We start from the raw sequence: 19,398 nt of genomic DNA on the forward strand, positions 1-19,398 counted from the left end.
GACCCGCAGACTCACCGCAGAATCCACCCCCACATGGCGCGGAGCATGAACCACCCGCAACCACGCAATCCGGGATGAAACAACGGGACGAAACACCCTCTCAGCACGAACGACACCCGCGGGCTCCTCGCCGACGCCACAACGACGACCCCCAACGCGGTACTCCAGCCCTGAAAGCCCATCGGTGTAACTGAGCGGCGGACCGCTGGACGGACAGCTGCCGGACGTCACCGGCCTCACCGCCGACGAACGCACGGCCGGCGCCTACCTGATCACCCCGCACAGCACCTACGGCCCTGGCGGACGAGCCTCCTACGGGCCGACCTTCAGCCGCCCGGACGGCCCATGGGTCTGGGAGGGCGACATACCCTGGCCGAACTCAGTCGGCGCGATCAGGACCCCGAGGGCCAGGACGATGACAACCGTGAACCTCTCGTCCATCCGACTCCGCGCTTCGGTCCGCCGGCGCAGCCGCATCACCACAATGAAAGCGAGCAGGACCGCCACGTTGATCGTCAGCACCGAGGCCTCTCCCTCACTCGTAGGTACCTCTCTTGGTTCTCTGGTGTAGCCCGGGCGTGGGGCTCTCGGTGCCTGGTTACATACGGTTGGCGGCAAGGGGTCTGTCTCTGGCCGGATCCGTAGCGCCTCCAATCGTCTGAGCTGGCCGGCTCGACCGGCCTGCTCGTCCGCACGCTGGAGCGGACCGACCGCCCGGATCTCGGGCAGGCGGTGCGTAGCCGGCCTGTCAGGACAGCGTGGTCGGTCTGCGGGGCGGTGGTACCGCGCGCAGGAGTTCCCACAAGGGGCGGGATCCGGCGGCCCAGATGGCCAGGGTGTGGCGGTCAACGAGGTGCAGACGCTGGGACCGGGCGAACTCGGTCGCGGGTTTGGTGAAGCGGCCGTTGGTGACCAGGACGATGACGTCGCCCTTGTGGACGGGGCGCCCGGTGCCATTGAGGACGTGCAGGTCGGGTGTCCCGACCGCTGCTCCGGCAAAACCCGCACGGCGGTGTTTGCACTGGATGACCCAGCGTCGGCCGAAGGGGTCGGTGGCCTTCACATCCGCCCCGTTGTCGCCAGCGCCACCGACCTGGACCGCATCCGCGCAGCCGTCACGGAGCATCAGGTCACGTATCGCGTGCTCGAACTGCCGGTGCTGCAGCCCGTCCAGGGCAGCCATCGAGTACCTCAGGGCTCTCACCTGCGTGTGCCGCAGGGCTTCCGCCTGCGCGCGAGAGCGGAACCAGACGAAGCCACCGGCTCCCGCCAGAAGCAGAGCAAGCAAGGGAACCCAGGGGTGGGCGGCGAGCCAGTGCACCAACTGGGAGAACAGCCAGCCAATAACGACAACACTGACAAGGATCTCACCGCCGGTGTAGACCTGCTTCCGCTTACGCGACCGGACAGAACTGCGCCGGGGCCGCGGCCGCGAGGCGGGGCGTCGGGCGGTCATCGGGCACTCCGGTCCCACGGAATCGGGTAGGTCACCGTCGACCGCGACTGCGGACCGGTCGCCGCCTTCGGCGCCTGCGGGAACCGGATCGGGTACGACACCGTCGGCTGAGGCCTTGGCTTCGACGGCGTCTTCTGTGTCTTGGGGAACATCACCGGGTACACCGCGGTCGAAGCCGGCCGAGGCGTGGCCCCGGAGCCGCCGGCCGAGTTCGCCGGATTTCCCAGCACGACCACCGCCACCCCGACCATGACCACGATCGACATCTCCCGACGCCCACCTGCGGCCCACCGCGAATATCCCTGGACCTTCGTTCCGTCCCTGCGTACGTACGGCCTCACCCATGGCATGACGAATCCCCTCCCCCACCACACCGCGCCCCCTTGCGCAGCCGATCCATCAAAGCAGCCATCACTGACAACACGTCACCAAAAGAACACTTCCGGTCACGGCTGGAATCAGACAGAAGACCCCCGCCCCTGCGGTAGCGGCCCGTGCGCCCACCGGGCATGAGAAAGCCCCGGCTGGTCGGGGGAGGCCAGCCGGGGCAGTAGGGGTGTGGGGGCGAAGGGCGGTCGCCTCTCGGCGGAGGGCTCCATGGGGCTTCAGCCGAACGATCTTCCCCATGGGCTACAGGTGAGGCCCAGGGACACTGTCCCCTCCATACCCACACGCAGAAGAACGCGCCACCACGCAGGGATGTTCCAGGCCTCTTCGCTGACAGGCAGTGAGTCGGACCACACCCTAGGACAGGGCTGGCTATCAGGGCTTCCAGAACGATGACGTAGAAGTCATCTCATTTGGCGAGTCGGCGGTAGCAGCTGAGGGTGCAGGCGATGCTGGTGAAGGCCAGGAAGTGGTCGGCCTTGCGTTCGTAGCGGCGGTGGAGTCGTCGGCAGCCGGCGAGCCAGGACATGGTGCGTTCGATGGTCCAGCGGTGTCGGCCGAGTCGCTGTGAGGTCTCGACGCCTTTGCGGGCGATGCGGTGCCGGATTCCGCGCCCGGATAGCCATTGCCGCAGGTGGCGGTAGTCGTAGCCCTTGTCGGCGTGGAGCTTGCCGGGCCTGCGTCGGCGGAGGCCCCGGCGGGAGCGGATGGGCGGTATGCCCGTCACGAGCGGGATCAGGGCTTGGCTGTCGTGAACGTTAGCGCCGGAGATTGCGACGGATATGGGCAGACCGGTCCGCTCGGTGATCAGGTGGATCTTCGACCCGTACTTGCCCCGGTCAACAGGATTCGGACCCGTCAGGTCCCCCTTTTCAAGGCCCGCATGTTCACCGAGCCGATCGCGCACCGCGACCAGTCCAGCTCGCCACGAGCCCCGAGTTCGTCGAGGACCAGGCGATGCAGCTTGCCCCACACCCTGGCCTTCGACCACTCCGAGAACCGCCGGTGGGCAGTCGCTCCGGACGGGCCGAACGACGCGGAAGGCAACTGCTGCCAGGTGCAGCCCGACGTGACCACGAAGACGATCGCGGCCAGCACCTCCCGGTCACCGTGCCACCGCCGGCCACCACCCTGCGGCCGCGACGGCGCCTCCGGCACCACCCGCTGGAACAACTCCCACAACTCGTCCGGAACCAGCCGCTCAACGATCCCCACCATGACTCACAGACTACCGAGTCACCCAAATGAGATGACTTCTTACGAGTTGGTGCGTGATAGCGGGTGAGGCGTGTTTGACCTGTTCGGGGCCTGTTCTCAGGTGTTGGTGGTGCGGTCGGAGACGAGGCCGGCGATGGCGCGGTAGGTGTCGGGGAGGCGGTCGCGGCGGTGGGTCCAGCGCGTCAGTTGCTTCCAGCGTTTGTGGTCGGCGAGGGCGTGTTCGACGGTGATGCGGTCGGAGGAGTGGCCGTGGCGGTCGCGTTCCCACTGTTCGACTCTGCCGGGCAGTGCTCCCGGCCGGGGTTTTCTGGGCGGCGTGATCGCTTGCCCGCGGTGGTCGCGGCTCAGGCCCAGGTAGCCGTCGTCCAGGAGGACCTCGACGTCGGGAAAGTGCTGGAAGCAGATGGCGATGCCTTCGTTGCGGGCGGCCGTGGCGTCGTGCATACGTCCGGGCCGCAGGGCGTCGGTCCATAGTGTGCGTCCTTGCCAGTCGGCGATCACGGTGGCCTTCATCGTGTTCTGCTTCTTCTTGCCGGAGACGAACACGCGCCGGCCACCACGTCCGGCCGGTGGCCGGCGGACCTGGATCTCGGTGGCGTCCAGCCGCAGCTCGATGCCTTCGGCCTGGGCGTAGGCGAACACGTCCGGCAGCGTCCGCAGCCGCAGGCCGGGGCGGTCGGGGACCGCGCACCCCCGCTCGGCCAGGAGCGTGCGTACTTCTGCGATCGCGCGGGTGACGGTGGATCGGTCGACGCCGAACAACAGCCCGAGCACCGAGTGCGGCAGGTCGTGGCGCAGATGGATCAGCGTGGCTACCAGCCGGTCGACGAACACCAACTGGTGGCGGGCACCGGCACCCGCGGCCCGCTTCCTGGCCCCGCCTCGTGCAGCATGGCGGCGGCCCTCGAGACCGGCTTGCCACGGCACGGCCAACTCCTCGACCAGGCGAGCGAGATGACGCCGAGAGATCCCCGTGAACAGTCGATGCGCCAGCACCGCCCGATTGACCATGATCGCCACAACCGGATCATGCCACCTGCCAGGCACGACGCCTCACCCGCTATCACGCACCAACTCGTTAGACCGTGTCCTACATGGTCAGTTGGCAGTTGTGCTGGGTATGGGGAGTGGACGGTGGGGATGGATCGTTCCGGACGGACTCTGGGAGATAGCGGAGCCGTTGCTGCCGCCGGCGCGAGTTCGCCCGCAAGGCGGCGGGGTCGCGAACATCGATGATGAGGCCGTCTTCGCGGCGATCATCTACGTGCTGGTCAGCGGGTGCGCTTGGCGAGCCTTACCGCCGTGCTTCGGGGCGTCGAAGTCGACCGTGCACCGTCGCTTCGTCATCTGGTCGAGAGCCGGGGTGTGGGGCCGCCTGCATCAGAAGATTCTCCAGCTGCTGGACGAACAGAACCTGATCGATCTGTCCCGTGCGGTCCTGGACTCCGCCCACGTCCGGGCTAAAAGAAGGGGCGAACTTGCAGGTCCGAGCCCCGTGGACCGGGGCAAGCCAGGTTCCAAGATGCACGTCCTGTCCGACGCGGACGGACTGCCCCTACGCGTCGGGCTCTCCGCGGCCAACACCCACGACAGCCAGGCCCTGAAGCCGATGCTGTCCCATTTCCACATGGGACACGGATCCCACGCGACGGAATCCAAGCCCTGCCGGCTTCACGCAGACAAGGCGTACGACATCCCCCACCTGTGGCAATGACTCTGGGGCAAGCACATCGGAGTCCGTATCGCCCGCAAAGGCATCGACTCCAGCGAGCGGCTCGGCAGGCGCAGATGGGTCATCGAACGAACCATGTCCTGGCTGACCGGCTACCGCCGACTCAACCACCGCTACGAGCGGAAACCGGGCAACTACCTGGCCTTTCTCGGACTAGCAGCCGCTCTCTGCTGCTACAAACGGTTCCTCAAACTGACCATGTAGGACACGGTCTTAGGAACCTCCGTATGAAGTGCCCCCTGCCAGCCCGTGCGCCCAAACCCACCAAACCCGGCCCGGGTCGTCCGCCCGGCGTGAAAAACCGACGCCGGGCCCCCGTTCAGGACGTCGGCCTGGTCCTCAAGACCTGAGAAGCGCACTCACGCTCCACTCATCACAAGAAGGGCACCAAGCCCAGACGCGTCACGGGACGAGTGGCAGGCTGGGTGTTCCCGGATCAGGCGCGGAGCAGTGAGGCGTGGATGCGGGCAATGGCCCGCAGCACCTCGTCGCGGTTCTTGGCCTGCTGCATCCATGCGGGCAGGCGGGCCACTACGGTCATCTTCCGGCCGTGGTCGTGCCAGGGAATGCCTTCACGCAACGGCGCCTGCACGAATCGCCTGATCAGGTCCAGGTGCTCCAGGTTGTAGGCCCATACCCACCCGTGCCTGGTCTCGGTCTGCAGCCACAGACGGACACCGAAATAGGGGTCTCTGGCCGACCCATAGGGGTCCCGAAGCAAGGTCAAACCTCCACGGCGCGATTCCTTCGCCGTCCCGCAGTTTCGACAGATGAGACGTCTTGGCACGAAGGTGCCCTGGTCGCGTACTCCGACAGGATCCGATGCTGTCCCGACATGCGCCACTTTGTCACAGTCGGGACAGCGCACGAGGACAGACTCCAGGAAGTCGTACTTCATGCTGCGTGGGTCCCGGAACCGATGGTGGTGTGTGGAGATCGGACTCATCAGACCAGTATGCGAGCCAAGCCCCGAAGGCTCCTACGGGATAAATCTCAAGCTCAGCGGACAAGCGGGAGGCGGAGAACCGGTCCCCGCGCAGACCATCCGGGAGGACCTACGCCGGTTCTACTTCGACACGGCGCTGTCCAGCAGCTCGGCCCTGCCCAGTCTGCTCGCCTTCGCTCACCCCGGCCGTGTCCTCTACGGCACCGACTGGCCTCTGTGTCCCTCATCCGCCGTGACGGACTTCACCGCCCGTCTCGACACCTTCCTGTCAGACACCGACTGGACACTTGTCAACCGCGCCAATGCCGAGAAGTTGTTTCCCCGCCTGGCACTCAAGTCTGCCCGGCGCTGAACGCTTCTCGTCAGCTGAGCGGCTGCACATCGTCGAGGGCGTTCCTGCGATGTCCACCGACTACGTCCACCTGGCCGACGACGTGCAGCCAAGATGCTGCTTGTTCTCGGGGCCGCAGGCCGGCCGTCGGCTCGGTGGAACGCCAACCAGCCTCTCAGTCCGAGCAGGGGTGGCGGCGGCACGCGGCGTTCTTGCAGCCGGGACGAGGCGGTGGAAGGGTTCGACGGGTGAAGATTCTTGTTGTCGGCGCGAGCGGACTGCTCGGGCAGCACACAGTGACTCAACTCCAGCGGCGAGGCCACATGACGACCGCCCTGGCACGCACCGACCGGCCCGGAATCGACCATGCCCTCGACGTCTCCGCCGCCTCGGTCGGCGACTGGCGCGAGGTGCTGGCGGGCCACGACGGCGTGGTGTTCGCGGCCGGCCTGGACGATCGCCGGCCGTTGCGCAGGCCCGCCTACCCCACGCTGCGCCGGGCCAACGTCGAGCCGGTCGTCGCGTTGCTGACGGCGGCCCGGCAGGAGGGACTCACGCGGGCGGCCGTTATCGGCTCGTACTTCACCTGCATCCACCGTCGCCACCCGACGTGGCACCTCGCGATCCGGCACCCTTACATCCGCAGCCGCATCGAGCAAGCACGGGAAGGACGGGCAGCAGCCGGGCCGAACCTGCCAGTTGCAGTGTTGGAGGTGCCGTTCGTCTTCGGCGCGGCCATCGGCAGGCGCCCGGACTGGTGCCGCCCGCTGGAGTCATGGGCGCGGTCGCGGTGGCCCCTGTACGCGCCGGACGGCAGCACCGCCGTGACCAGCGCGCGGCACGTCGCCGAGGTGGCGGTCGCGGCGCTGGAGCACGCCTCGGGAGAGGACCTCCCGGTGGTGGAGGACAACCTCTCCTGGCAGGACATGATTGCTCGTGTCGCATCAGCCGTGCACAGGGCGCGCCCCGTACGCCGCCTGCCTTCTGCCCTATTAAGGACGGCCCTGCACCTGGCAGGCAGCCTCGAATCCCTCACCGGCCATCAGTCGGGCCTCACGCTCGCTCACCTCCCCGACCTCCTGCTGCGCGACCTCCACCTCGACCCCGGCCCCGCAGCCGGACTCGGTCTTCCTGGCCGGCCGAAGCTGCTCGACACCGCCATCACCGAGAGTCTGGGGCGCTGAACTCGCCCCGGACGGCATTGTCACGTTGGCTGGCCGGCGTGGGATGATCTTGTGGCTGGTCGTGCTGGGGAGGGGTTCGCCCGTGTCGTCCGCGCCGCCGTCGTACAAGGGGCACCGGTACCCGGTCGAGGTCATCTCCCACTGCGTGTGGCTGTACTTCCGCTTCCCGCTCAGCTTCCGTGATGTCGAGGAGCTGATGCTCGAACGCGGTGTTGTCGTCTCCCACGAGACGATCCGGCGCTGGTGTGCGAAGTTCGGACAAGGCTACGCCAATGGCCTGCGCCGGAGGCGGCCCCGGCCCGGCGACAAGTGGCACCTGGACGAGGTCTTCCTCAAGATCAACGGGAAGCAGAAGTACCTGTGGCGGGCCGTGGGCTCCGACGGCACCGTCCTGGACATCCTGGTCCAGAACCGGCGGGACACCGCTGCGGCCAGGCGGTTCTTCCGCAGGCTGATGAAGAAGACCCGTACGGTGCCACGGGTGGTCGTCACCGACAAGCTCCGCTCCTACGGCACGGCCCACCGCGAGGTCATGCTCCCGTCGAGCACCGGGCCCGCAAGGGCCTGAACAACCGGGCCGAGAACAGCCACCAGCCCACCCGGCAACGCGAACGCGCGATGAAGGGCTTCCGTAGTACCGGCGGAGCCCAGTGATTCCTGTCCGGGTTCAGCGGCATCTCGCCCCACTTCCGGCCCCGCCGCCACCTGATGACCGCCACCGACTACCGAGCCGAGATGACCGTCCACTTCGCTATCTGGGACCAGATCACCGGCGTGGCCAGCCGACCTGCCGCGGCCTGAACACAGGCCCGGACCGCAAGCGCACCACGTCCCGACGCGCCATCAGCCGGTCACAAACCCAACAACGTGACAACGCCTATGAACGTCCTGATGAACAGGGCCCGCCGACATCGGGGATCTCCCGACTGAAACGGGTGGCCACCGTCAGATACCGGTGCCGATCTGTGTGATCGGCAGGGAAGCGTGGTGACCCGTGGCTGCCGGGGTTCGGCCGGCTACAACCTCAAAACCGTCCACCGGCACCGCATGGACTGGTGGACGGTAGTCCGGCACCCAGTCTCGGGTCGGGCTTCTGCACCTGTGGGCACCAGAGCCCGATGTCCTCACGTGCGGTGCGCCTGATCCTCTCCGGGCCGCCGGACCGCCGGGCTGACGGCAGCCTGACGGCCGGGGACCGGTCTGTCGTTCGTCGGCTCAGGCTGCGGTGGTGAGTTTCACCGGCTCGATGCCGGTCGCGCTGTGCCGTTCGGCCCAGCTCTCCAGCGCTGTGCGGCAGGCGTGGTCGAGGTGGTGCAGTCCTGTCAGGTCGAGTTCGACCGGGCGATCCTGCGGGAGGGACTCCAGTGTGTCGAGGATCTTCGGCAGGCGGAGGAACGTGGCGTTGCCTGCCAGGTGTGCCTTGATGGGGCCGGCGCTCTTGTCGATGACTTCCAGTTTGACGTGCGAGGCCTCCCAGGCGGTCTTGGCGACTGCCAGGGCCAGACCGATCAGGACGCCCTCGAACATGTTCACCACGACGATGGCGAGGGCCGTGACCACCAGGATCGCCGCCTCGCCCCTGTGCTCCCGCCACAACGCGGCGACCTGGCGGAACGGGATCAGTTTCCAGCCCGCGTGCACGAGGATGCCGGCGAGCGCGGGCAGGGGGATCAGCGCCAGGGCGAACGGGAGCGCGGCGGCGAACAGCAGCAGCCACACACCGTGCAGAACTCGCGACGCCTTGGTCTTCGCACCGGCGTTGACGTTGGCCGAACTGCGGACGATCACTGCGGTCATGGGCAGGGCGCCGAGCAGTCCGCAGACCGTGTTGCCCGTGCCCTGGGCGACCATCTCCTTGTCGTACTCGGTGCGCGGACCGTCGTGCAGCCGGTCCACAGCTGCCGCGCTGAACAGGCTCTCCGCCGAGGCGATCAGCGCGAACGCGATGATCGTGCCCCAGATGGCGGGACTGACCAGTTCACCGAAGGCCTCGGCGCCGGGCGGCTGGACGACACCGAGCAGGCCCTCCACCTCGACGGTGGCGACCGGCAGTCCGAGGCCGAGCGTGGTGGCCGTCGCCAGCACCACCGCGGCGAGGGCCCCGGGCACGGACTGCACCCGCTTCGGCAGTTTTCTCCACAGCACGATGACGGTGATGGTGCCCGCGCCTATGGCGAGGGAAGCCAGGGCCTCGGTGCTCCCGAGCGCGTCGGCGAACGCGCGGGGCAGGCCCGTGATCTTCCCGATGCCGGTCTCCGGAGCCTTCAGGCCCGCCGCGGCGTAGATCTGCCCGGCGATGATCACCAGGCCGATGCCGCAGAGCATGCCCTCGACGACGGAGACGGATATCGCCCTGAACCAGCGGCCGATTCGGAAGAACCCCATGGCGAGCTGAAGCAGCCCGGCGATCAGCACGATCACGCCGAGCGTGCCCACCCCGAACTCGCTGACCGCCTCGAAGACGATCACGGTCAGGCCGGCGGCCGGTCCTGACACCTGGAGACTGCTGCCACGCATGAGGCCGGTGACGAGGCCGCCGACGATGCCGGTGACGAGCCCCAGTTCGGCCGGGACGCCGGAGGCGACCGCCACCCCCACGCACAGGGGCACCGCGACGAGGAAGACGACGACGGAGGCGAGGAAGTCCTGACGTAAATGAGGGAACCTGGACAGCACGGTGATCACCTGTCCCCTCAGAGCGTCTCGAACGTGTCGGTGTCCGCGTGGTGTTCGCGTACGAGTCCGGTGTGGACCTCGTAGTACCAGCCGTGCAGGCGGACTTCACCGGCTTGCAGGCGCTGTTCGACGCAGGAGTAGGAGCGCAGCCGCAGGAGCTGCGTCAGGACGTGGTTCTGCACGGCCTCGGCGACCGTCGGGTCGGCGGGATCGGAGCACGCGGGTTCTTTCGCGGCGTGCGCGAGCCAGTCCCGTACGGCGGGAACCGAGTCCAGGTCGTCACCGCGCACCACGGCACCGACCGCGCCGCAGTGGGAGTGGCCGCACACCACGATGTCCTTGACGCCGAGGACTTCGACGGCGTACTCGATCGTCGCCGCCTCGCCGGTGGGGGTGGCGGAGGCGTACGGGGGAATGATGTTGCCGGCGGTGCGCAGCTCGAACAACTCGCCGGGCCGGGCGCCCGTGATCAGAGCCGGTACGACCCGGGAGTCGGAGCAGGTGATGAACAGGACCTCGGGAGACTGACCCGCGGCGAGGCCCGCGAACTCCTCGGGGCGCTGTCCGAAGGTACGTGCGTTGTCGATGAGGGGCTGCATGGTGTGGTGATTCCTCCTGGCGCGTCGTAAAGGCGCGTCGGACTTGCATGACAGAGATGTGGGGGCCGTTCCGCTCGGTCAGCAGCGGAACATCTGGGGTGCGGCCCCGGAGGGGGCTGCGGATCTGCTCGACGCGCGGCCGTGTACGGCGCTGGGCGCGGCGTGGTCGAGTCCGGCCACCGGCCCCCGGTTCGAGGTCTTCAGCGAGTGACCGGCTGGCCCGGGTGTGCGTGTCCGTGTGGGACGGTCACGAGCCTGGGGTGACCCGATCAGGTCACCGCAGGTCGAACGGGCCGAAGGAGTCAAAGCCTCACTAAGCGGCTCCAGGGCGGGAGGGATGGTCCCGGCCTGGCTGCCGTTGGCGGGACGGCCAGAGGTGTGAGAGTGCGTGAGGGAAGCCGTAGCCGCGAGGAGCGGAGACGCGGGCGGCGAGACGGCACAGAACGCCGACACGCTCCGGGTCGTCGTGGCTTGCAGCACGCTCTTCCCTTCTGGCAGGTTCACGCCCGTGGCTCGAACCAAGAGATCGTTAACTATTGGTCAAGAACACCATAGGAAAGTAAAGCTGCGTGCAAGGTTAACTGCACGTGACGGCTAGGAAAGAGCCCGGAAAGTGAGGGCTGTTTGGCCGGATCCGCATCCGTGGGCCGGAGTCGCCTCGCCGGCCGCCTCATCGCGTCGACCGCGTCGCCGTCGGCCGCTTCGCGGGTGCCGCCACCGCGTGTATGCGAGAAAGCGCCTCCTTCGCCGACCTCTGCGACATGCTTCGGGGGCCCTGTACCGGATTTACGGCGTGGCCCTTGAGTCGTACGCCTTGTCTCCGGGGGGCTCCGGCGCGCCGTCACGGTAGAGCCGTTCTGTGATGGGCCCGGTTCGTGGTGCTTCTTTTCGCGTGGCCGCGAGAGTCGTCCACGCGTATGCGGCTCCTGTCGAGTTCGCGGGCCGCGCTCAGCTCGCGATTGTGCGAGGTGTGCAATTCAGGTCAAACGGCAAGCCGACTCTTGACGTGACGTTGACCATCTCTTTACGTTCGATGTCGATGGGTGACCATCTTGAAAGCGTCTCTTGACGGGCATTTGCCTTTTCTCTTCAATTCCAGGAGGTCTCACCATGGATCAGCTCATCAAGCGCATGGCGGAGGAGTCCGTGTGGCGCAAGTGGGTCGCCGCCAACTCCGCCCAGGCCGCCAAGGACGGCTGTATCAGCGCCACCACCAAGAGCGGCTGTATCAGCGCCACCACCAAGAGCGGTTGCATCTCCTGACCCGCTGATGCTCCATGCTGTCGGCGCGGCCGTGGCCGCGTCGACAGCTCTCGCTCGCTCCGCCCGCCGTCGACCCGCCCCGGAGAACTCCCGTGAAGCACTTGCCGACTGCCGATGTCCTGGAGAAGGTGCACGACATCCCGATCTACCGTGCCTCCGTCGAGCGTGGTCACTTCCCGATCCTGGAGAAGCCGGAGATAGCCCACGGTTTTCCCGACAACTGGATGACTTCCGAACTGGCCCGCGCCCTGGAGGCGGGAGAGGCCGAGTTCGTGCTCTCCACCGGTACCAACCACGCCCGCATGCAGCTCATCCGGCCGCCCTACTTCCTGCTCCGCTCGTACTACCGCTTGTGGAGCGAGCACCCGGATCTCGGTACCTCGTGGCACGACGGCGCCCGACGGGTCTCGCTGACCACCGTCCTCGCCACCGAGCACGTGGCCCGGGTGAATACCCGCAAGCCCGGCACCACTCCCGGTGAACGCTGGCTCGACGACCGCACCTTGTACCTGAACCGCCGCCTCGACCCGGCCGACTGGAACCGCGACGAGGTCGAGCACATGCTCACCGAGATTCGTCAGGTGGCCACCGCCCACCCCGATGGCGCCTATCTGCTCGACTGCTCCGGCTACCACTTGGCGCACCTGGTCCGCAAAGTTTCCGCATGGGGACTGTGGGACGGCTTTCCCCCTCCCGCCGGCATCGTCCACGCCTACGAGTACACGCCGTTGAACGTCCGTGCCCACCTGCGCGCCCACTTCGTCTGCCCGGTGGTCGACCTCTTCGGCAGCACCGAACTCGGCTACCTCTTCTACAGCGACGCCGAAGGCCGCTACCAGCCCTATCTTCAGGACATGAGCGTGGAGCTGATCCCCGTGGAACCGGGCAGCGGCATCCACAGCCTCATCGTCACCAGCGTCCGCAACCCCTACATGCCGCTGGTCCGATACCGGTCCGGTGACTGCGTCCGTACACGCGACGGCAGTGCCGATCCGGAGAGGATCGTCTCCTTCTGCGGGCGGGAGAAGGAACTGCTGCCCACACTTGAAGGGCTCGTCTCCCAGGCCGACCTGGACGCCCGCATCGCCGGGGTCTGCAACCGTGTCTTCCTGCACCAGCTTCACCTGGTCGACGAAGACCAGTGCCGCCTGGCGTACACGACCTTCGACGACGCGCCGCTCACGGCCGGCGAGACGACGGAGCTGGCCGCCTCCGTCAGAGCCTTGACCGGGCGGGGCTGTCGGGTGGAGCACCGTACCGCCATCCCCGTCGGGCGCTCCGGGAAGTACGCCTGGCTGACTACGCACGACCCTTCCTGAGCAACCCCGTTGCCTGTTGCCCCCGTGCGGGCCGTCCCTGCGTACGGGACCGTCCGATGCACCCGAAGAAGCCCCCGAAGGAGCCCGAGGAGCCTTATGCCCACGTCCACCACCCACGCACCTTCGGACAGCGCCGCCGATCGGGCGCCCACCGCCGAGGAGCTGCTCGGCCCGGCTCTGCACGAGGAGGTGGTACGTCACTTCACGGCCGAGCCGGACGCTCCGTCCGCGGCGGTCGTGCGACACCAGGTCCGCGAGTGCATGCGCTACCTCTACCTCGTCTCCCGCCACCCCGACCGGCTCGGCGGCCTCTTCCTCCCCGTGGAGCAGGACATCGACGAGATATGGCACTACCTCATCCTGCAGACGCGCGAGTACCGCGACCTGTGCGAACAGCGGCTGCCAGGCGGTCACTTCATCCACCACCGCAGCATCTCCTACGGTGCCTACCAGGAAGCGCCCGGACGGGAGACCGCCGCCGAGGAGGCCCTGCGCTGGATCCCCCTCTACACGGCCACGTTCGGCACCTTCGACGCTGACGCTCTGCCGCACTGGACGATCGTGCGGTTCCTGCACGACGAACTGCACATGTCGCTGACCGAGATCGCCGACCTGGGTGACGAGGCGGAGGCCCCCGACGGTCCGACGGTCTCCGTGCGGGATCACGCGTGACCCGAACGGCGCCCTCGGTCGCGGCGGCGGGTTTCTCCCCCGAACAGCGCCGCGCCCTGACGGTGCTCGGCATCTCGCAGACGCTCGGCGGCGCGGGCATGGCGGCCGGCATCACGGTCGGCGCGCTGCTCGCCCAGGACCTGCTCGGCTCGACCGGTCTGGCCGGACTCCCGGCCGCGCTGTACACCGCCGGCGCGGCCTTCGGAGCGGCGGGTCTCGGGCGCGTCGGCCAGCGCTTCGGACGCCGTCCGGGACTGGCGCTCGGCAACGGCATCGCCGCGCTGGGCAGCGCGGGCGTGGTCGCGGGAGCCGCGACGCGCTGGCCCGTCCTGCTCCTGGCCGCCCTCTTCGTGTACGGAGCGGGTACGGTCACCGGGCTCCTGGCACGCTACGCGGGCACCGACCTCGCTCCGCCCGAACGACGCGGCCGGGCCGCCGGAACCGTCCTGTTCGCCATGACCCTGGGAGCGGTCGTGGGCCCGAATCTGACCGGACCCACCGGCGATCTCGCCGACACCTGGGGCCTGCCGCGACTGACGGGTCCCTTCCTGCTGGCAACGGTCGCGTACGTGGCCGCCGCGCTCGTCCTGGTGGTGTGGCTTTGCCCGGACCCGCTGCCCCCGACCCCGTCCCGGGCACCCGGGGCCGCCCGGACAGGGCGTCCCACCCCTGGCGTCATCACCGGTGCCACCGTGATGATCACCGCGCAGCTCGTGATGATCGCCGTGATGACCATGACGCCCGTCCACATGGCAGACCACGGTCACACGACACAGGCGGTGGGCCTGGTCATCGCCCTGCACGTGGGCGCGATGTTCCTGCCGTCACCACTGAGCGGCCTGCTCGCGGACCGGATCGGTGGGCGGCGGGTCGCCACCGCGGCCGGAGCCGTCCTGCTGAGCGCGGGTCTGCTCGCGAGCCTCGCCCCGCCGACCTCCGTCCCCCTCCTGGCCTGTGCGCTGGTCCTCCTCGGAGCCGGCTGGAACATGGCCCTGCTCGGCGGCACGGCCATGCTCGCGGACGCCGCGCCCGCCGAGAACCGGGCGGCGGTGCAGGGTCTCGCGGACGTGGGGACGTCCGTGGCGGGCGCGACCGGCGGCATGGCCTCCGGGCTGGTGATGGGCGGCGGCGGATACCCGGTCCTGGCGGCAGCCGCCGGGGCCCTCGCTCTCGCGGTCATCCCGGCCGTGGCGATGAGCGGCAGCCGCTCCGCCTGACGGGCGATCGGGCGGTACGCACACGGGAGGACGCCCCGGCACCCGCCACGACAGCCTCCTCGCTCCCTCACCCTTCGTCCGTGATCCGACAGAATAGGAGCCGTCAGATGAGACGTCCGACAAGGCCTCCGGCGAACACCCCGACGGGATTCGTCGACCAGCCGCCCGCGGTCGACCGGGTCGACGCCGTGATCGTCGGGGCCGGGCTCTCCGGTCTCTACCAGCTCCATCGGCTGCGGGAAATCGGTTTGACGACGCTGGTCTTCGAGGCCGGCGACGACATCGGCGGGACGTGGTACTGGAACCGCTACCCGGGCGCCCGCTGCGACATCGAGAGCATGTCGTACTCCTACTCCTTCTCCCCGGAACTCGACCAGGAGTGGGAGTGGAGCGAACGGTACGCCACCCAGCCGGAGATCCTGCGGTACGTCCGCCACGTCGCCGACCGGTTCGACCTGCGCGAGGACATCGTCCTGCGCACTCGCGTCACACGCGCCGTGTACGACGGGCACGATCATCGCTGGCGGTTGTCCACGGACACCGGACGGACCGTCACCGCCCGCTTCGTAATCCTGACAACCGGCTGCATGTCGGTCCCCAAAGACCCCGCGATACCCGGCGTCGACGGCTTCACCGGCACCCTCCACCACACCGCGCGGTGGCCGCACGAGGACGTCTCCTTCGCCGGGAAGCGGGTCGCCGTGATCGGCACCGGATGCTCGGGCGTCCAAGCCGTTCCCGTCATCGCCGCCGATGCGGCCTCACTGACCGTCTTTCAGCGGACCCCGGCCTACGTCCTGCCTGCCCGCAACCGCCCGCTGCGGGCCACGGAACGCTCGGCACTCAAGGCCCGTTACCCCGAGTTCCGGGAGGCCCAACGGCGGTCGCGGGGCGGGACCGTCTTCGCGCCCCCGACCCGCTCGGCGTTGGAGGTCGACGAGGCGGATCGCACAGCCGCCTATGAGGCGGCCTGGGACGAGGGCTTCCTCAACGGGATGCTACGCACCTACACCGACATCCTCACCGACGAGAAGGCCAACGAGACCGTGGCGGAGTTCGTCCGGTCCAAGATCCGGTCGATCGTGACCGACCCCGCGACGGCGGAACTGCTCTCCCCGCGTACGTTCCCGTTCGCGACCAAGCGCCCCTGCCTGGGAACCGACTACTACGAGACGTACAACCTGCCGCACGTGTCGCTCGTGGACCTGCGCACGACCCCGATCGAGCGGATCACCCCCCGGGGCATCCGGACCTCGGACAGGGAGCACGACCTCGACGCGATCGTCTTCGCCACCGGATTCGACGCCCTCACCGGCTCCCAGCTCGCCATCGACATCGTGGGCAAGGGAGGCACGACGCTCCGGGAGCGGTGGGCCGAAGGTCCCCGAAACCACCTCGGGCTCATCTCAGCCGGCTTCCCCAACCTCTTCACCGTCCTCGGCCCGCTCAGCCCCTCCGTGCTCACCAACATCACGGTGTCCCTCGAACAACAGGTCGAGTGGATCACCAGCTGCATCGATCACCTGCTCAGGAACGGTCTCACCGAGATCGACGTCACCCCGTCCGCCGAGGCCGACTGGGGGACACGGGTGGCGGAAATCGCCGCCCGTACGCTCTACCCGGCGGTGGACTCCTGGTACACCGGGGCGAACGTCCCGGGCAAACCACGCGTGTTCCTCGCCTACGCGGGCGGGCTCGACCGGTACCGGGAGGAGTGCGACGCCGTGGCCCGCGGCGGTTACACCGGCTTCGTCCTCTCTTCCCCCGCAGGAGGACCCATCACCCGACCGGCTCGCCCTATGACGAGATGAGCGCAGACGATTTGCGGGCAGCGATATTCGGCATCCTCGCCAACTGAAGTGAGGGCTTCCGCCTTGATCGTGGACACCGGTTGTCATGCAGCGATGGCCAGCGTAATGGATCTCTGTTCGAAGGCGACCGGCGCGAGGTAGCCGATGGTGGAGTGCCTGCGCTGGTGGTTGTAGAAGCCGAGCCAGCGGAAGACTGCGAGGCGGGTGGCTCGTGCGGTCGGCCAGCCTCGCCGGCCGGGAAGGATCTCCCGTTTGAGCGAGGCGAAGAAGGACTCCGTGGCGGCGTTGTCCGCGGAGGTGCCGACCGCTCCCATGGACCGGCGGATCCCGGCCTGGTGGCAGACGTCGGCGAATGTCTTCGACCCGTATTGAGCTCCGTGATCGCTGTGGAAGATGACGCCGTCCCCCCTGCCGCCGCGCGTGCGGAGGGCCGCGTTGAGCGCGTCGGTGACAAGCTCGGCCCGCATGTGATCGGCCATCGACCAGCCCAGCAGGCGACGGGAGAACACGTCGATGACGGTGGCCAGGTACAGAAACTTCCCGCCGGCGATCGGCAGATAGGTGATGTCGCCGACCCAGTCCCGGTCGGGGCGGACGCGGTGAAGTCGCGCCGCAGCAGATCGGGCACCGCCTGGGCGGCGGGAGCCGGGATCGTAGTGCTGTGCCGCCGTCTCAACCTCCGTCCCTGGATACCGTGTTGGCGCATGAGCTGCTCCACGCGCTTGCGGTTCACCATCGCACCGCCCTCGCGGAGCTCGGCGGTGGTCCGCTTGGCGCCGTACGTCTTCCCGGACTCTGTGTGGATCTTGCGTATCCGCCGGGTGAGCGCGGCGTCGGCGGCCTTCTTCGCGGCCCGCGCCGGGGCGGTCTCCAACCACCGGTAGAACCCGGACCTCGACAGGTTCAGCACGGTGCACAGCCGCTTCACGCCGAAGGCGTCGCGATGGCCGGCAACGAACTCGAAGCGGCTCACCAGTTCGTCCGGTGCTGTCACGTTGGCTGACCGGGATGCTGGCGGCGGCAATAGCGGACTTGGGCTCCATGGAATACCTCCTGCAGAAAGGGGTTCAGCGGCCGGTCGGCGCGCTGTTGGCAGTCGCCAGTGAAGCGGGAACCGGACCTGTGGATAAGCCCGCCGTGGGGACCCGTCATGGGGGTAGCGTCTGGGCTCTCGCTGCGGGCGAAGGGGGACTCGTGGACGACTTACGTCCATCACCAGCGCAGATTCCAGACCGCTTGCTGCACGACCCGGCTTTCGCCCATGCCGCCCGGACCCGTGACTTCACGACGGTCTTCTCCATGGCCCGCGAGCACGGGGTCAGTTTCTACCGGAACGGTGAAGCCGCCGGCATGAAGCCAGAGCGGGTCGCCAAGGTCGCCCGCGGCGAAGCGACGGTGACCACGCTGGACGCGATCGAGCGCATCGCGGACGCGCTTCGGATTCCCGGTGCCTTTCTGGGGCTTGCTGCGCGACCCTGGGAGCACAGCTCCCCGAGAACGCACCCGGAGGCCGACGATGGAGATGACCCGATGAACCGCCGCCAAGTCCTGCGCGGCACCCTCGCAGCCAGCCTCACTACCACCGCCCTCACCGCGTTGACCGAGACCTCCCAGTCGCTGGATCTCGCTCTGACCGCGGATATGGCCCCGGCTGATCTGTCCGACCTCGAGGCAGCTGCCGAGGCGTACGGCTACGGATACCACGGGCAGGCCCCGACCCGGTTCCTCACCGGCCTCGCCAGCGACTTCGCCGAGCTCCGGCCCCATCTCGACAGCCCGCAGCCGGTCGCCGCCCGCATCCGGGTGTGCCGGACCGCCGGGCAGATGGCGGGGATGATCGCGATCGTGCTGCATGACCTGGGAACCCGCAAAGAGGCCAGAAAGTGGTTCGCCACCGCCTCCAAGGCGGCCCAGGAATCCGGCGATCGCCAACTGCACGCCTGGGTCCTGGCCCGCGAAGCGATGGTGCCAATCAACTACGGCGCCCCGCAGGCTGCGGCTCTGCTGGCCGAGCAGGCACGACAGGTCGCCGGAAACCGGCCGACGGCGGCCGCAACCCTGGCGGCTGCGGTCGCCGCCCGCGCCTACGCCCTGGCCCACCAGCCAGACCAGGCCCGCGAGGCCGTCACCGCCGCCGACACCCTCATAGAACGCCTCGATGCCGGAACCCGGGCCGACACATGGCTCACCCACAGCGAGCAGAAACACCACGTCCATCTGTCCCACGCGCTCACCGCGCTCGGCGACACCCGGCGTGCCCGCGCAAGCCAGCAAAGAGCGCTCAAGCTGTCATCACAGACCAGCACCATGACCCGCTCGCTTCTCAGCATCGACGCGGCCACCTGTACTCACCGGGACGGTGATACCGAGGAGGCCTGCCGACGAGTCGTCTCAGTGCTGACCGCTCTTCCCGACGCCTTCCGCAGTGGACTCGTGCACCACCGCGCAACGGACCTCTACCACTCGATCCCCGTCCGGCATCACGACGAGCGTGCCGTGCGCGAGCTGCGCGATGTACTGGCCGCCTGATCCGTTCCCGTGACCGGTAGTTGCCCAGGCATAGGTGCGCGCGCGGCACCCCGTGATC

General features: G+C 68.4%; 16 protein-coding genes and 3 pseudogenes. 11 read left to right on the top strand and 8 right to left on the bottom strand.

Features of this window, described 5'->3' with window-relative positions; genetic code table 11:
* Positions 1-312 precede the first annotated feature (312 nt).
* The 4 genes from ACF1FZ_RS29715 to ACF1FZ_RS29730 all read right to left on the bottom strand — a co-directional run bounded on the left by ACF1FZ_RS29715 (position 313) and on the right by ACF1FZ_RS29730 (position 4,072).
* Positions 313-522 carry a hypothetical protein gene (locus ACF1FZ_RS29715; protein ID WP_391776494.1) on the bottom strand — a complete coding sequence of 70 codons (210 nt, stop codon included), beginning with the start codon at positions 520-522 and terminating at the stop codon, positions 313-315.
* Between the two features lie 226 nt (positions 523-748).
* Positions 749-1,456, bottom strand: coding sequence for a restriction endonuclease (locus tag ACF1FZ_RS29720; RefSeq protein ID WP_391776495.1), 708 nt, complete (start codon positions 1,454-1,456; stop codon positions 749-751).
* A gap of 796 nt (positions 1,457-2,252) precedes the next feature.
* Positions 2,253-3,061, bottom strand: a protein-coding gene (locus ACF1FZ_RS29725) for an IS5 family transposase (RefSeq protein WP_391776496.1) whose coding sequence is annotated in 2 segments (ribosomal slippage) — positions 2,253-2,714 and positions 2,717-3,061 — 807 coding nt in all. Because the reading frame shifts where the segments join, the coding sequence is not laid out codon by codon here.
* A gap of 96 nt (positions 3,062-3,157) precedes the next feature.
* Complete coding sequence (locus ACF1FZ_RS29730; protein WP_391776575.1) at positions 3,158-4,072, bottom strand: transposase family protein; 915 nt, start codon at positions 4,070-4,072, stop codon at positions 3,158-3,160.
* 109 nt (positions 4,073-4,181) lie between these two features.
* Here ACF1FZ_RS29730 and ACF1FZ_RS29735 point away from each other — a divergent pair.
* Positions 4,182-4,997, top strand: a pseudogene (locus ACF1FZ_RS29735) (IS5 family transposase).
* 232 nt (positions 4,998-5,229) lie between these two features.
* Here ACF1FZ_RS29735 and ACF1FZ_RS29740 read toward each other — a convergent pair.
* Positions 5,230-5,520, bottom strand: coding sequence for a hypothetical protein (locus ACF1FZ_RS29740; protein WP_391776497.1), 291 nt, complete (start codon positions 5,518-5,520; stop codon positions 5,230-5,232).
* A 202-nt stretch (positions 5,521-5,722) separates the two neighbouring features.
* Between ACF1FZ_RS29740 and ACF1FZ_RS29745 the strand changes: the two genes are divergently transcribed.
* From ACF1FZ_RS29745 to ACF1FZ_RS29755, 3 genes and pseudogenes are all read left to right on the top strand, one after another.
* The gene (locus ACF1FZ_RS29745) at positions 5,723-6,091 is read left to right on the top strand and encodes an amidohydrolase family protein (RefSeq protein WP_391776498.1); all 369 of its coding nucleotides are present in this window, start codon (positions 5,723-5,725) and stop codon (positions 6,089-6,091) included.
* Between the two features lie 227 nt (positions 6,092-6,318).
* The gene (locus ACF1FZ_RS29750) at positions 6,319-7,254 is read left to right on the top strand and encodes an NAD(P)H-binding protein (protein ID WP_391776499.1); all 936 of its coding nucleotides are present in this window, start codon (positions 6,319-6,321) and stop codon (positions 7,252-7,254) included.
* A gap of 43 nt (positions 7,255-7,297) precedes the next feature.
* Positions 7,298-8,055, top strand: a pseudogene (locus ACF1FZ_RS29755) (IS6 family transposase).
* Between the two features lie 414 nt (positions 8,056-8,469).
* Here ACF1FZ_RS29755 and ACF1FZ_RS29760 read toward each other — a convergent pair.
* Positions 8,470-9,939: a SulP family inorganic anion transporter gene (locus ACF1FZ_RS29760; protein WP_391776500.1), complete on the bottom strand. Its 1,470-nt coding sequence runs from the start codon at positions 9,937-9,939 to the stop codon at positions 8,470-8,472.
* An 8-nt stretch (positions 9,940-9,947) separates the two neighbouring features.
* On the bottom strand, positions 9,948-10,529 hold the full coding sequence (locus ACF1FZ_RS29765; protein ID WP_391776501.1) for a carbonic anhydrase: 582 nt from the start codon (positions 10,527-10,529) through the stop codon (positions 9,948-9,950).
* 43 nt (positions 10,530-10,572) lie between these two features.
* On the opposite strand from ACF1FZ_RS29765, the gene ACF1FZ_RS29770 reads away from it, so the two are divergent.
* From ACF1FZ_RS29770 to ACF1FZ_RS29795, 6 genes are all read left to right on the top strand, one after another.
* Positions 10,573-10,740 carry a hypothetical protein gene (locus ACF1FZ_RS29770; protein ID WP_391776502.1) on the top strand — a complete coding sequence of 56 codons (168 nt, stop codon included), beginning with the start codon at positions 10,573-10,575 and terminating at the stop codon, positions 10,738-10,740.
* 899 nt (positions 10,741-11,639) lie between these two features.
* Positions 11,640-11,792, top strand: a complete 153-nt coding sequence (locus ACF1FZ_RS29775; protein WP_391776503.1) for a hypothetical protein — start codon at positions 11,640-11,642, stop codon at positions 11,790-11,792.
* Positions 11,793-11,884: 92 nt separating this feature from the next.
* On the top strand, positions 11,885-13,111 hold the full coding sequence (locus ACF1FZ_RS29780; RefSeq protein WP_391776504.1) for a hypothetical protein: 1,227 nt from the start codon (positions 11,885-11,887) through the stop codon (positions 13,109-13,111).
* Positions 13,112-13,207: 96 nt separating this feature from the next.
* The gene (locus ACF1FZ_RS29785) at positions 13,208-13,783 is read left to right on the top strand and encodes a hypothetical protein (RefSeq protein ID WP_391776505.1); all 576 of its coding nucleotides are present in this window, start codon (positions 13,208-13,210) and stop codon (positions 13,781-13,783) included.
* Positions 13,780-15,000 (top strand): MFS transporter, encoded by a 1,221-nt coding sequence (locus ACF1FZ_RS29790; protein ID WP_391776506.1) that lies wholly within the window; start codon positions 13,780-13,782, stop codon positions 14,998-15,000. Before ACF1FZ_RS29785 ends, ACF1FZ_RS29790 begins: the two co-directional genes overlap by 4 nt.
* A 107-nt stretch (positions 15,001-15,107) precedes the next feature.
* Positions 15,108-16,811, top strand: a complete 1,704-nt coding sequence (locus tag ACF1FZ_RS29795) for a flavin-containing monooxygenase (protein WP_391776507.1) — start codon at positions 15,108-15,110, stop codon at positions 16,809-16,811.
* Positions 16,812-16,894: 83 nt separating this feature from the next.
* Here ACF1FZ_RS29795 and ACF1FZ_RS29800 read toward each other — a convergent pair.
* Positions 16,895-17,793 (bottom strand): annotated as a pseudogene (locus ACF1FZ_RS29800) (IS3 family transposase); the annotation flags it as partial.
* A gap of 317 nt (positions 17,794-18,110) precedes the next feature.
* Here ACF1FZ_RS29800 and ACF1FZ_RS29805 point away from each other — a divergent pair.
* Positions 18,111-19,340 carry a hypothetical protein gene (locus tag ACF1FZ_RS29805; RefSeq protein ID WP_391776508.1) on the top strand — a complete coding sequence of 410 codons (1,230 nt, stop codon included), beginning with the start codon at positions 18,111-18,113 and terminating at the stop codon, positions 19,338-19,340.
* Positions 19,341-19,398: the final 58 nt, after the last annotated feature.

The organism is Streptomyces sp. NPDC014623 (genome assembly GCF_043088245.1).
Lineage (GTDB): Bacteria > Actinomycetota > Actinomycetes > Streptomycetales > Streptomycetaceae > Streptomyces.

Excerpts from the sequence above, each read along its gene's own strand:
- ACF1FZ_RS29720 (WP_391776495.1), bottom strand. The coding sequence starts at position 1,456 with ATGACCGCCCGACGCCCCGCCTCGCGGCCGCGGCCCCGGCGCAGTTCT.
- ACF1FZ_RS29730 (WP_391776575.1), bottom strand. The coding sequence starts at position 4,072 with ATGGTCAATCGGGCGGTGCTGGCGCATCGACTGTTCACGGGGATCTCT.
- ACF1FZ_RS29765 (WP_391776501.1), bottom strand. The coding sequence starts at position 10,529 with ATGCAGCCCCTCATCGACAACGCACGTACCTTCGGACAGCGCCCCGAG.
- ACF1FZ_RS29775 (WP_391776503.1), top strand. The coding sequence starts at position 11,640 with ATGGATCAGCTCATCAAGCGCATGGCGGAGGAGTCCGTGTGGCGCAAG.
- ACF1FZ_RS29785 (WP_391776505.1), top strand. The coding sequence starts at position 13,208 with ATGCCCACGTCCACCACCCACGCACCTTCGGACAGCGCCGCCGATCGG.
- ACF1FZ_RS29795 (WP_391776507.1), top strand. The coding sequence starts at position 15,108 with ATGAGACGTCCGACAAGGCCTCCGGCGAACACCCCGACGGGATTCGTC.
- ACF1FZ_RS29805 (WP_391776508.1), top strand. The coding sequence starts at position 18,111 with ATGGCCCGCGAGCACGGGGTCAGTTTCTACCGGAACGGTGAAGCCGCC.